The organism is Arenimonas sp., assembly GCF_019459675.1.
Classification (GTDB): domain Bacteria; phylum Pseudomonadota; class Gammaproteobacteria; order Xanthomonadales; family Xanthomonadaceae; genus Arenimonas.
This window is the reverse complement of record NZ_JAIBFH010000291.1, coordinates 1-11611: the sequence shown is the minus strand read 5'-3', so window position 1 is coordinate 11611 and position 11611 is coordinate 1. Positions and strand designations below refer to the sequence as shown.

Annotated in this window: 11 protein-coding genes; 8 read left to right on the top strand and 3 right to left on the bottom strand. The window is 67.9% G+C overall.

Translation table 11 applies throughout. The features are described 5' to 3' along the window. Positions 1-37 precede the first annotated feature (37 nt). Together K0M70_RS09960 and K0M70_RS09955 are read left to right on the top strand one after the other, a co-directional pair. Positions 38-1330 carry an FAD-binding oxidoreductase gene (locus K0M70_RS09960; protein WP_290781720.1) on the top strand — a complete coding sequence of 431 codons (1293 nt, stop codon included), beginning with the start codon at positions 38-40 and terminating at the stop codon, positions 1328-1330. After that, complete coding sequence (locus K0M70_RS09955; RefSeq protein ID WP_290781718.1) at positions 1327-1674, top strand: tRNA-binding protein; 348 nt, start codon at positions 1327-1329, stop codon at positions 1672-1674. Before K0M70_RS09960 ends, K0M70_RS09955 begins: the two co-directional genes overlap by 4 nt. Positions 1675-1763: 89 nt before the next feature. Here the strand turns inward: K0M70_RS09955 and K0M70_RS09950 are convergent, their stop codons facing one another. From K0M70_RS09950 to K0M70_RS09940, 3 genes are read right to left on the bottom strand one after another with little or no spacing between them, the layout of a single operon-like run. Further along, on the bottom strand, positions 1764-2963 hold the full coding sequence (locus K0M70_RS09950) for an acetyl-CoA C-acyltransferase (protein WP_290781717.1): 1200 nt from the start codon (positions 2961-2963) through the stop codon (positions 1764-1766). Positions 2964-2967: 4 nt separating this feature from the next. Then, a complete protein-coding gene (locus K0M70_RS09945; RefSeq protein ID WP_290781716.1) occupies positions 2968-5337 on the bottom strand; it encodes a 3-hydroxyacyl-CoA dehydrogenase/enoyl-CoA hydratase family protein in 2370 nt (789 codons plus the stop codon). 34 nt (positions 5338-5371) lie between these two features. Next, positions 5372-5992, bottom strand: coding sequence for a TetR/AcrR family transcriptional regulator (locus K0M70_RS09940; RefSeq protein ID WP_290781715.1), 621 nt, complete (start codon positions 5990-5992; stop codon positions 5372-5374). Positions 5993-6222: 230 nt separating this feature from the next. On the opposite strand from K0M70_RS09940, the gene ndk reads away from it, so the two are divergent. The 6 genes from ndk (at position 6223) to bamB (ending at position 11505) form a co-directional block, all read left to right on the top strand. Next, complete coding sequence (gene ndk / locus K0M70_RS09935; protein WP_290781714.1) at positions 6223-6648, top strand: nucleoside-diphosphate kinase; 426 nt, start codon at positions 6223-6225, stop codon at positions 6646-6648. 60 nt (positions 6649-6708) lie between these two features. Next, positions 6709-7869: a 23S rRNA (adenine(2503)-C(2))-methyltransferase RlmN gene (rlmN, locus tag K0M70_RS09930; RefSeq protein ID WP_290781719.1), complete on the top strand. Its 1161-nt coding sequence runs from the start codon at positions 6709-6711 to the stop codon at positions 7867-7869. Positions 7870-7873: 4 nt separating this feature from the next. Next, on the top strand, positions 7874-8653 hold the full coding sequence (gene pilW, locus K0M70_RS09925; protein ID WP_290781713.1) for a type IV pilus biogenesis/stability protein PilW: 780 nt from the start codon (positions 7874-7876) through the stop codon (positions 8651-8653). Then, positions 8650-9561: a helix-turn-helix domain-containing protein gene (locus K0M70_RS09920; protein ID WP_290781712.1), complete on the top strand. Its 912-nt coding sequence runs from the start codon at positions 8650-8652 to the stop codon at positions 9559-9561. Before pilW ends, K0M70_RS09920 begins: the two co-directional genes overlap by 4 nt. Before the next feature lie 71 nt (positions 9562-9632). Then, on the top strand, positions 9633-10283 hold the full coding sequence (locus K0M70_RS09915) for a tetratricopeptide repeat protein (protein ID WP_290781711.1): 651 nt from the start codon (positions 9633-9635) through the stop codon (positions 10281-10283). 4 nt (positions 10284-10287) lie between these two features. Beyond that, entirely contained in the window at positions 10288-11505 is a 1218-nt protein-coding gene (gene bamB / locus K0M70_RS09910) for an outer membrane protein assembly factor BamB (protein ID WP_290781710.1), read from the top strand. Positions 11506-11611: the final 106 nt, after the last annotated feature.

The window sequence follows — 11611 nt, the reverse complement described above, 5'->3', positions numbered from 1 at the left end:
TGGCGCGCGGCGCTGGCGCGCTGAGGCGGGGAAGCCGGTGACCGGGCTTGCGAGTTACTACCGCGCCAGCGCGGCGACCGCGCCAACGCACCCACCGCTGTCGGGCACGCGCGAAGCCGCGGTATGCATCGTTGGCGCCGGTTTCGCCGGCCTCAACACCGCGCTGGGCCTGGCCGAACGCGGCCAGCGTGACGTGGTGGTGCTCGAGTCCGATACCGTCGCCCACGGCGCCTCCGGCCGCAACGGCGGCTTTGTTTTCGGTGGTTTTTCACGCGGCGAAGATGCGCTGCTGGCCGAGCTGGGCCCGGTCGCGGCGCGGCGCCTGTACCAGGGCACGCAGGACGCGGTGGACCTGATCCGCGCCCGTATTGCCAGGCACGCGATCGCCTGCCAGTCCACCGACGCCGGTGTGCTTTGGGCGAACTGGTTCCGCGACCCGGCGCCACTGCGGGCGCGGCAGGCGCTGCTGGCCGAGCACTTCGGCACGTCCTGGGACTGGGTGTCGCGTGAACAGCTGGCCGGGCTGGTGACCACCCGGCGCTACAGCGAGGCCCTGTTCGAGCGCAATGCGCTGCACTTCAATCCGCTGGACTACGCGCACGGCCTGGCCCGCGTCGCCGGCGAGTTGGGCGTGGCCCTTCACGAAGGCTCGCCGGCGATCGCGCTGGAGCGGGTGGGGCAGGGCTGGCGGGTGCGGACGCCGCAGGGTGAGGTGCTGGCGAAGCAGGTGGTGCTGTCCTGCGGCGGCTACCTCGCCGGCCTGCGCCGGGACGTGGATGCGGGTGTGCTGTCCATCGCCACCTACGTCATGGTTACCGAGCCGCTGGGCGCACGCCTGGACGACGTCATCCGCACGCGAGCCGCCATTTACGACACACGCTTCGCCTTCGACTACTACCGGGCGCTGCCCGACAGCCGCATCCTCTGGGGCGGCCGCATTTCCGTGCGTGACCGATCGCCGGAGGCGGTGAAGCGCCTGCTGCTGCGCGACCTGCTGAAGGTTTATCCGCAGCTGGAAGGCATCGGCATCGATTTCGCCTGGTCGGGCCTGATGAGCTACGCCCGGCACCAGATGCCCCAGGTCGGCCAGATTGACGAAGGCCTGTGGCTGGGCCAGGCCTTCGGCGGCCACGGCGTTGCCCCCACCACGTTCGCCGGTGAAGTGCTTGCCGCGGCCATTGCCGAGAACGACCCGCGCTGGCGCGAATTCAGCCGCTATGGCCTGGTCTCCGCGCTCAAGCCCGCGGGCTTCCTCGGCGCCCAGCTCAGCTACTGGTGGTACCAGGCGCGCGACGCGTGGCAGGACCGGCGGGAGGGAAGGGCGATATGAGCAGCGATGAATCGACCATCATCAGTTGGGCCGATTTCGAGAAGGTGCACCTGTGCGCCGGCACCGTGCTGCGGGTGGACGAGTTCCCCGAAGCGCGCAAGCCCGCCTGGAAGCTCTGGGTCGACTTCGGTCCACTGGGCGTGCGCAAGACCAGCGCCCAGGTGAAGGCGCTTTACGGCGCGCAGGATCTGGTTGGCCGCCAGATCGTGGGCGTGGTCAATTTCCCGCCCAAGCAGGTCGGCCCGTTCCTGTCCGAGTTCCTGCTGACCGGCTTCCCCACCGAAGACGGCGTCGTCCTGACCACCCTGGAGCGCCCCGTCCCTGACGGCACGCGCCTGGCCTGAGCGCACTCGCTTTCCGCTGACGCCCTGGCGCCGGAGGGGCGCCAAAAAAAACGGGCCCCGAAGGGCCCGTTGCTTGCGTGGGGCCTGGATTAGAGCGACTCGAAAATGCCCGCCGCGCCCATGCCGGTACCGATGCACATCGTGACCATGCCGTACTTGGCCTTGTGGCGCTGCATGCCGTGCACGATGGTGGCCGTGCGGATGGCGCCGGTGGCACCCAGCGGGTGGCCCAGGGCGATGGCGCCGCCCAGCGGGTTCACCTTGCTCGGGTCCAGTCCGCAGGTGCGGATGACCGCCAGGGCCTGCGCCGCGAAGGCCTCGTTGAGCTCGATCCAGTCCATCTGGTCCTGGGTCAGGCCGGCCTGCTTGAGCGCCTTGGGAATGGCCGCGATCGGGCCGATGCCCATCACCTCCGGACGCACGCCGGCCACCGAGAAGCTGACGAAGCGGGCCAGCGGGGTCAGGCCGTATTCCTTGATGGCCTTTTCCGAAGCCAGCATCACCGCGGCCGCACCGTCCGACATCTGCGATGACGTCGCCGCCGTGACGCTGCCGCCGTTGCGGAACACCGGGCGCAGCCTGGCCAGGCCTTCCATGCTGGTGTCGGCGCGCGGGCCTTCGTCGTGCTCCACCAGCAGCTCGCGCAGCTTGATGGCGTTGCTGCCCATCACCGGCTGGCGCGAGATCACCTGGTAGGGCGAGATCTCCGAAGCGAACTCACCGGCGGCCTGCGCGGCCAGCGCCTTGCGGTGCGATTCCACCGCGAACGCGTCCTGGTCTTCGCGGGAAACCTTCCACTCCTCGGCCACCTTCTCGGCCGTGATGCCCATGCCGTAGGCGATCGCGACGTTCTCGTCGCGCGCGAAAACCTGCGGGCTCATGGCCACCTTGTTGCCCATCATGGGCACCATGGACATGGACTCGGTGCCGCCGGCCAGCATCAGGTCGGCGTTGCCCAGGCGGATCTGGTCGGCGGCCATGGCCACGGCCTGCAGGCCCGACGAGCAGAAGCGGTTGATGGTTTGCGCGGCAATCACGTTCGGCAGGCCGGCCAACAGCAGGCCGATGCGCGCCACGTTCATGCCCTGCTCGCCCTCGGGCATGGCGCAGCCGATGATGGCGTCGTCAATGCGGGTCGGGTCGATGCCGGGGACCTGCGCAACCACGGCACGCAGCACGTGGGCGAGCATTTCATCGGGACGGGTGTTGCGGAAAACGCCGCGCGGGGCCTTGCCGACCGGGGTGCGGGTGGCGGCGACGATATAGGCGTCCTGGATTTGCTTGGTCATGGGGTCAGTTCCTCAGCGGCTTGCCGGTCTTGAGCATGTGCAGGATGCGTTCCTGCGTCTTGGGCATCTGGGCCAGCGCGACGAAGTGTTCGCGCTCGAGCTTGAGCAGCCACTCCTCGTCCACCAGTGCGCCGCGGTCGACTTCACCGCCGCACAGCACCGTGGCGATACGGCTGGACACTTCGTAGTCGTGCTCGGAGATGAAGCGGCCCTCGAGCATGTTCACCAGCATCATCTTGAAGGTGGCGATGCCCACGTCGCCGGCCACCTGCACCTGGCGGGCGGGCAGGGCGGGGCGGTAGCCCGACTCGGCCAAGGCCCTGGCCTGCGCCTTGGCCACGTAAAGCAGCTCGTACTGGTTGAACACCACCACGTCGGACTCGCGCGCCAGCTTGAGCTCCTTGGCTTCGAGCGCGGACGCGGACACCTTGCCCATCGCCACGGCTTCGAAGTAGGGCTTGAGTTGGGCGAACACGTCACCGCCCGGGCCCGCGGCCGCCGAAGCGCGCACCGCGATTTCCTTCAGTCCGCCGCCGGCCGGCAGCAGGCCTACGCCCGCCTCGACCAGGCCGATGTAGCTCTCCAGCGCGAACACGGTGCGCGCCGAATGCATCTGGAACTCGCAGCCGCCGCCCAGGGCCAGGCCGCGCACCGCCGCCACCACCGGCACCAGCGCGTACTTGATGCGCTGGCTGGTGGCCTGGAAGGTCTTCACCATCGCCTCGAACTCGTCCACCTTGCCCGCCTGCAGGGACGCCATGGCGCCCGAGAGGTCGGCACCGGCCGAGAACGGATCCTTCGCCTGCCAGATCACCAGGCCCTGGAAATCTTTCTCGGCCAGGTCGATGGCCTGCTGCAGTCCCGCCAGCACGCCGTCGGAAACGGTGTTCATCTTGGACTTGAAGCCCACCACCGCGATGCCGTCACCGTCGTGCCACATGCGCACGGCGTCGGTTTCGAACACGGTGGTGCCGGTCGGCTGGTTTTCACCGAGCACCGGGTCGGGGAAGCGCTGGCGGTTGTAGACGGCCAGGTTCGAGCGCGGCAGCTTGTCATTGTGGGCCGGGCTGAAGCTGCCCTCGGCCGCATGCACGCCGTCGCGGCCGTCGAAGACCCAGTTGGGCAGCGGCGCGCTGGACATGGCCTTGCCGGCCACGATGTCCTCGGCAATCCACTCGGCCACCTGCTTCCAGCCGGCGGACTGCCAGGACTCGAACGGGCCCAGGGCCCAGCCGTAGCCCCAGCGGATGGCCAGGTCGACGTCGCGGGCGGTCTCGGCAATCGAGGCCAGGTGGTAGGCGCTGTAGTGGAACAGGTCGCGGAACATGGCCCACAGGAACTGCGCCTGCGGGTGCTGGCTGGCGCGCAGCTGGGCGAATTTCTCGGCCGGGTTCCTGTTCTTGAGGATGGCCACCACTTCCGGGTCGGCGGCGCCGGTGGCCGGGCGGTAGTCCTGGGCCTTGAGATCAAGCACCACGATGTCCTTGCCCTTCTTCATGAAGATGCCGGCGCCGGTCTTCTGGCCCAGCGCGCCCTTGTCGATCAGGGCCTTGAGCCAGGCCGGGGCGGCGAAGTACTGGTGCCACGGGTCGTCGGGCAGGGTGTCGGCCATCGTCTTGATGACGTGGGCCATGGTGTCCAGGCCGACCACGTCGGACGTGCGGTAGGTAGCCGACTTGGGGCGCCCCAGCAGCGGGCCGGTGAGCGCGTCCACTTCGTCGAAGCCCAGGCCGAAGGCGGCCGTATGGTGCAGGGTCGAAAGGATGGAGAACACGCCGATGCGGTTGCCGATGAAGTTCGGGGTGTCCTTGGCGTAGACGACGCCCTTGCCCAAGGTGGTCACGAGGAAAGTTTCAAGCCCTTCAAGCACTTGCTTGTCAGTCTTCGTGCAAGGGATTAACTCTGCCAGGTGCATGTAGCGGGGCGGGTTGAAGAAGTGCACGCCGCAGAAACGCGACTGCAGCGACTCGGGCAGGACCTCGGCCAGGCCGTTCATGCTCAGTCCCGAGGTGTTCGAGGCCAGGATGGCATGCGGGGCCACATAGGCCTCGATGCGGTCGTAAAGCGCCTTCTTCCAGTCCATGCGCTCGGCGATGGCCTCGATGATCAGGTCGCAGTCCTTGAGCAGGTCCAGGTGCTGGTCATAGTTGGCCGGGGTGATGGCGGCGGCCTTGGACTTGCTGGCGAACGGGGCCGGCGACAGCTTGCCCAGGTTGGCGATAGCCTTGTCGACGATGCCGTTGGGCGGGCCTTCCTTGGCGGGAAGGTCGAACAGGATGGTGTCGACGTCAGCGTTGACGAGGTGGGCGGCGATCTGCGCGCCCATCACGCCTGCACCGAGGACGGCGACCTTGCGGATGCGAAGTTGCGGCATGTCAATGACTCCGTGGGGGAGGCTGGGGAAAGGGTCAGTCGGCCCGGAGGCCGGCAGCGGCGAAGGAAATCAGGGCCTGGGCGGCCTTCTCACAGTGGGTCTTCTCGGACACGCCGGTGGGCCGCTTGATCAGGCCGAAATCAGCCATGGCGTAGGTCAGTGCACCGGCGGTGAAGTCCAGGCGCCAGTAAAGGTCTTCCTTGGCCAGGTGGGGTGCGGCGGCGCCGATGGCCTTGGCGAACTCGCGCAGCACGTGGCCATAGTTGTCGGACAGGAATTTGCGCAGGCGGTCGTTCTTTTCGGCGAAGGCGCGGGCCAGCACGCGCACGAAGGCCGAGCCGCCGTGGCGGTCGATGGTCAGGGCCAGGGGCGGCTCGATGAAGGCGGCCAGGATGGCCTCCAGGTCGCCCGGGCGCTCTTCCTGGGCCAGCTTGAGCTGGGCCAGGCGGCGCTCGCTCATCTCGTCCATGCGGCGCCGGAAGACCTCGTTCACCAGGTTTTCCTTGCTGCCGAAGTGGTAATTGACCGCCGCGATGTTGACGTCGGCCCGGCTGGTCACCTGGCGCAGGGACGTGCCCGCGAAGCCGTGCTGGGCGAACAGTTCTTCGGCGGCGCCGAGGATGCGTTCCTTGGTGTTGAAGTGGGTCGTGGTCATGGCCGGCCAGCGCTCGATTCAAACGGATGTTGGTGAGTGTAGCGCCGCCAGCGTGACAGTCAAATGTACGATTGAATCAATTGACCGAACGTCCCGCCCCTACGGAACCGGTCTGCCGAACCGGCCATACCTGCGGAAGTTCACAGGGATGGACGCTAAACCCCCGATTGGATGGGGAATTGTGTTAAATTCACGAGCTCCCAAACCCCTAGAACCCACGGAGTTACACCATGGCGCTGGAGCGCACCATTTCCATCATCAAGCCCGACGCGGTCGCCAAGAACGTCATCGGCGAAATCTATTCCCGCTTCGAGAAGGCCGGCCTGAAGGTCGTCGCTGCCAAGATGAAGCACCTCTCGCGCAAGGAAGCCGAAGGTTTCTACGCCGTGCACCGCGAGCGTCCGTTCTTCAACGCGTTGGTCGAGTTCATGATCTCCGGCCCGGTGATGATCCAGGTGCTGGAAGGCGAGAACGCCATGCAGGTCAACCGCGACCTGATGGGCGCCACCAATCCGAAGGACGCCGCGCCGGGCACCATCCGCGCCGATTTCGCGCAGTCCATCGACGCCAACGCCGTGCACGGTTCGGACAGCACGGAGAATGCCGCGATTGAAACCGCGTACTTCTTCGCCGCCACCGAGCTTTGCCCGCGCTGAGCCAATGACGTCGTGAACGAGCTTCCGGACAAGTCCATCCCGCTGCTGGTAAACCCGGCGCTGGGCACTCTCGCGCCGGCCGAGCCGGCGCGGGTGAACCTGTTCGACCTCGATCGCGAGGGGCTGGAACGCTTCTTCGCCGAAACCCTCGGCGAGAAGCGCTTCCGCGCCCACCAGCTGATGAAGTGGATGTACCACCAGCACGTCACCGATTTCTCGCTGATGACCGACGTGGGCAAGGCGCTTCGCAGCAAGCTCGAAGACAACTGCGAAATCCGCCCGCCCAACGTGGTGCTGGACAAGGGCTCCACCGACGGCACGCACAAGTGGCTGCTGGGCATGGACACGTCCAACGCCATCGAGGCCGTGTTCATTCCCGACAAGGGCCGCGGCACGCTGTGCGTGTCCAGCCAGGTCGGCTGCGGCCTGAACTGCCAGTTCTGCTCCACCGCCACCCAGGGCTTCAACCGCAACCTGTCCACCGCCGAGATCATCGGCCAGGTGTGGACCGCGTCGAAGCATCTCGGCAACAAGACCCACATGCACCGCAAGCTCACCAACGTCGTGATGATGGGAATGGGCGAACCGCTGCTGAACTTCGACAACGTCGTGCGCGCGATGAGCCTGATGCGCGACGACAACGGCTTCGGCCTGGCCAACAAGCGCGTCACCCTGTCCACCGCCGGCCTGGTGCCGATGATCGACAAGCTTTCCGAGGTCAGTGACGTGTCGCTGGCGGTGTCGCTGCATGCCCCCGACGACGACCTGCGCACCGAACTGGTGCCGCTGAACAAGAAGTACCCGATTGCCGAACTGCTAGACGCCTGCGTGCGCTATGCGCTGCGCAAGCCGCGCATTTCGATCACGTTCGAATACACCATGATGAAGGGCGTCAACGACAAGCCCGAACACGCGCGCGCGCTGGCCAAGCTGATGCGCAAGTTCGACGCGCAGGTGCAGCGCGACGACGCGGCCAAGGTCAACCTGATCCCGTTCAACCCCTTCACCGGGACCCGTTTCGAAAGGTCGGAAGAGTCCGACATCCGCACTTTCCAGAAGATCCTGCTCGACCAGAAGGTGCTCACGATGGTCCGCCGCACCCGCGGTGACGACATCGACGCGGCCTGTGGCCAGCTCAAGGGCCAGGTGATGGACCGCACGCGGCGCCAGTCCGAATTCAAGCGAAAGCTCGAACAACAGGGGATCAACGATGCGGCATGACGCCATGCGCCACCTTTGCCTTGCCGCCGCCATCGCCCTGGCCGCCGGCTGCGCCACCGGGCCCGGAACGAGCGATCCCGGCGCGAAGCAGTCCGCCGCCCTGCATTCGGCCATGAGCAACAAGGGCCAGGCCAACCTCAGCCTGGCCCAGAGCTACCTGGCCTCGGACCGGCTGGAATACGCCATGGACCGCGCCAACCGCGCGCTCCGCAGCGACCCCAACTCGGCCGACGTGCAGGTGGTGCTGGGCATGATCCGCGAGAAGCTCGACGACGGCGCACGTGCCGGCGAGCACTACGCGCGGGCGGCGAAACTGGCCCCGGATACGGGTCACGTGCTCAATGTCTATGCCATCTGGCTGTGCCAGGAAGGCAATGCGGCCGGTGCGGACGAGCTGTTCGCACGTGCGGTGAAGGACGTGTTCTACAAGAACAAGGAACTGGCCTACTTCAACGCCGCCAAATGCGCGCAGCAGGTGGGGCAGGCCGACAAGGCGGCGCAGTACCTTCGCCAGGGCATCGAGCTGGCGCCGACGAATCCGGCGCTGCTCGAGCGAATGGCGGAACTGCAGCTGCAGCGCGGCGACTACATGAGCGCCCGCGCGTTCTACCAGCGCCGCGAGGCCGTGGGCACGCCCACCGCCGCCCTGGTCGAGCTCGGTGCCCGCATTGAAGACGCCGCGGGCGACCGCGCCGCCGCCGCACGCCACCGCCAACGCCTCCAGGACGAATTCCCGGTCCAGGAGCCAACGTCGCCCGCCACGGAGGGGTCGTTCCAGCCATGAGCACTGAAGTCATCCAGGACGTGTTGTTCCACGACCCTATCGGCATGCGTCTGCGGCGCGGGCGCGAGGCGGCCGGCCTGAGCATGGAACAGGTGGGGCAGCAGCTGAAGCTGCCGGTGGCGATCGTCCAGGCCATGGAGCTCGACGACTGGCCGCGCCTGGGCGCGCCCATTTACGTGCGCAGCTACCTGGGCAGCTACCTGCGCCTGGTCGGCCTGCCGGCGGAATTGGCCGAGCAGGCGGCGCAGACCAAGCCGACGCCGCAGCTGGTGGCCATGGGCTCGAGCTCACGGCTGCGCCACGCCCTCAACAGCGCGGTGCGCAACGGTGTCTACCTGGTGATGACCGGTCTGTTGGTGGTGCCCGTGTACTTCGCCGCCCGCTACTACCAGCACCAGAACCCGCCCCAGGTGCTCACCCTGGAAACCAGCCCCGACATGGTGCAGGCCCAGGCATCGGCCGCCGTTGCGCCCAGCGAAGTGGCCTTCGACGCGACCGACACCGCTCTGCCTCTGGCTTCTGACGCGGCGGACGCCGTGGCGCCGGGCAGCACCACCGCCGCGGCCCCGCAGGCCACCCCCGCCCAGGACCCTGCACCGATGATGGCCTCGATGGCGCCGTTCCCCAAGAAGGGCGCGCCGTCGGACGGCCTGGTGCTGCGCTTCAAGGCCGAAAGCTGGGTCGAAGTGCTGGATGCACAGGGTGCACGCGTCGAGCGAGGCCTGGTCGAGGCTGGCGCCGAACGCCGTTATGCCGCCGGACAGGTGGGCCACATTACGCTGGGCAACTCCGAAGCGGTGGACGTGAGCTTCGCGGACAAGGCGCTTGACCTGGCGCCTTACCGCACCGCGAACGTCGCCCGGTTTACGGTATCCTCTGCGGGCAAACCCGCGCCTGCGGGCGACTGACCCCGGGCGTAGCGCCAGCGGTGTCCCCACCACCCCGTCCGCGCCATCGCGTGGACCTGAAGAAGTAATCCATGGACGAGATTGACGAATACGAACAGGGCGAACGCGTTCGCGCCTGGCTGCGCAACAACGGCTCTTCGCTGATTGGCGGCATTGCCCTTGGCCTGGCGGCTTTGGGTGGCTGGCAGTGGTGGCAGGTCCAGCAGGACCAGAAGCTTGTGGACGCCGCGGCCGAATACCAGGCCTTCAACACTGCCATCGACGCCAAGGACGACACCAAGGCCGGCGCCCACGCCGCCTCGCTTTCCCAGTCGTTCCCCGACTCGCCGTACCCGGTGCTGGCGGCGATGCGCCGGGCCGAGCTGCTGCACACGCAGGGCAAGGACGACGAGGCGCTGAAGGTGCTCGATGCCGCACAGGGCGCAAAGGCCGACCCGCTGCTGGTCGAACTGGCCCAGCTGCGCGCTGCGCGCCTGCTGTCGTCCATGGCCCGGCACGAAGATGCCATCAAGCGCCTGGACGCCATCTCCGACACGTCCTTCCCGGCGCTTGCCGCGGAAACCCGCGGTGACGCCGAGCTGGCCCTGGGCCGCCGCGATGCCGCCCGCGCCGCTTACGAAAAGGCGCTTGCTTCGCTGGACGTCGCCGCCCCGACCCGTCCGATGGTCGAAATGAAACTTACCGATGCGGGCGGCTCGCCGAACGCACAGCCGGAGACCTGAACGCATGTCGCTTCGCACCCTGATCCTCGCCCTGGTGCTCGTCCTCGCCACCGGCTGCACCACCGTCAAGGGCTGGCTGAGCGACGACAAGGCCAAGGCCATCGCGCCGGCCGCGCTGGTGGACATCAACGCCACGATCTCGCCGAAGGCCAGCTGGACGGTCAATCTGGGTGACAACCAGGCCAAGCTGGGGCTGCGTCAGCGCCCCGCCATCGAAGGTGACCGTGTCTTCGTCTCCAACGATTCGGGCCGCGTGCTGGCCATCGACATCAACTCCGGCGACACGCTGTGGGATTCGGAAGTTGTAAAAACCGGCAAGCAGGGCAGCCGGCTGTTCTTCTGGCGGCGCAAGGCCACCGAGGCTGGCCTGACCGGCGGCCCGGGCGTCGGCGCTGGCCTGGTGGTGGTGGGTGGCCGCAACGGCGAAGTCGTGGCCCTGGACGCAGAAACCGGCGCCGAGCGCTGGAAAACCACCGTGACCTCGGAAGTCATTTCCGCGCCGCTGGTGCACGCGGGCCTGGTCATCGTGCGCAGCGGCGACGGCCGCACCTTCGGCCTGGATGCCGCGGACGGCACCCGCAAGTGGGTGTTCGACCGCAGCCTGCCCAACCTGAGCGTGCGCGGCAACGGTTCGCCCGTTGCCGGCGGCGAACTGGTGTTCGTGGGCTACGACGACGGCGCGGTGATCGCGCTGCGCGCGGCCGACGGCCTGCGCGCCTGGGAACAGCTGATTGCCCAGCCCGATGGCCGCAACGAGCTCGAGCGCCTGGCGGACGTGGACGGTGAAATCCAGGTCGGGCTGTCCGAACTGTATGCCACCAGCTTCCGCGGCCAGACCATGGCGATTTCGCTTGCCGACGCACGCCCGCTCTGGACCCGTGACGTGGGCAGCTATGGCGGCCTGGGCCTGGCGGCCGACAAGGTGGTGGTGGCCGACAACAACGGCACCGTCTGGGCGCTGGACCGCGCCGGCGGCACCGCCATGTGGAAGCAGGAAGTCCTGGCGCGTCGCTGGCTGACCACGCCGGCGGTGCAGGGCAATTTCGCCGTGGTCGGTGACGTCCAGGGCTACCTGCACTGGATCAATCTCGACAACGGCCAGATCGAAGGCCGCGTGCGCGCCGATCGTTCGGCCATCCTGGCAACGCCGCAGGTGTCGCCAACCGGCACCCTGGTGGTGCTGACCTCGGACGGCGAGCTCAAGGCGTACCCGCAGCCGTAAGCATCCCGGCCGCGGCCCGCGAGGGCTGTCGGTCACCGCGTCCCACCCTGGGGTGGGGCGCTTCGCCGCCCCGCCCCCGCCCGCGGGGTGGGGGCGGCCGCGGCGG

What these genes read in the sequence shown, in the direction of transcription:
- bamB (WP_290781710.1), top strand. Translation starts at nt 10,288, where the DNA reads ATGTCGCTTCGCACCCTGATCCTCGCCCTGGTGCTCGTCCTCGCCACC.
- K0M70_RS09945 (WP_290781716.1), bottom strand. Translation starts at nt 5,337, where the DNA reads ATGCCGCAACTTCGCATCCGCAAGGTCGCCGTCCTCGGTGCAGGCGTG.
- K0M70_RS09915 (WP_290781711.1), top strand. Translation starts at nt 9,633, where the DNA reads ATGGACGAGATTGACGAATACGAACAGGGCGAACGCGTTCGCGCCTGG.
- K0M70_RS09920 (WP_290781712.1), top strand. Translation starts at nt 8,650, where the DNA reads ATGAGCACTGAAGTCATCCAGGACGTGTTGTTCCACGACCCTATCGGC.
- K0M70_RS09940 (WP_290781715.1), bottom strand. Translation starts at nt 5,992, where the DNA reads ATGACCACGACCCACTTCAACACCAAGGAACGCATCCTCGGCGCCGCC.
- pilW (WP_290781713.1), top strand. Translation starts at nt 7,874, where the DNA reads ATGCGCCACCTTTGCCTTGCCGCCGCCATCGCCCTGGCCGCCGGCTGC.
- ndk (WP_290781714.1), top strand. Translation starts at nt 6,223, where the DNA reads ATGGCGCTGGAGCGCACCATTTCCATCATCAAGCCCGACGCGGTCGCC.
- K0M70_RS09950 (WP_290781717.1), bottom strand. Translation starts at nt 2,963, where the DNA reads ATGACCAAGCAAATCCAGGACGCCTATATCGTCGCCGCCACCCGCACC.
- K0M70_RS09955 (WP_290781718.1), top strand. Translation starts at nt 1,327, where the DNA reads ATGAGCAGCGATGAATCGACCATCATCAGTTGGGCCGATTTCGAGAAG.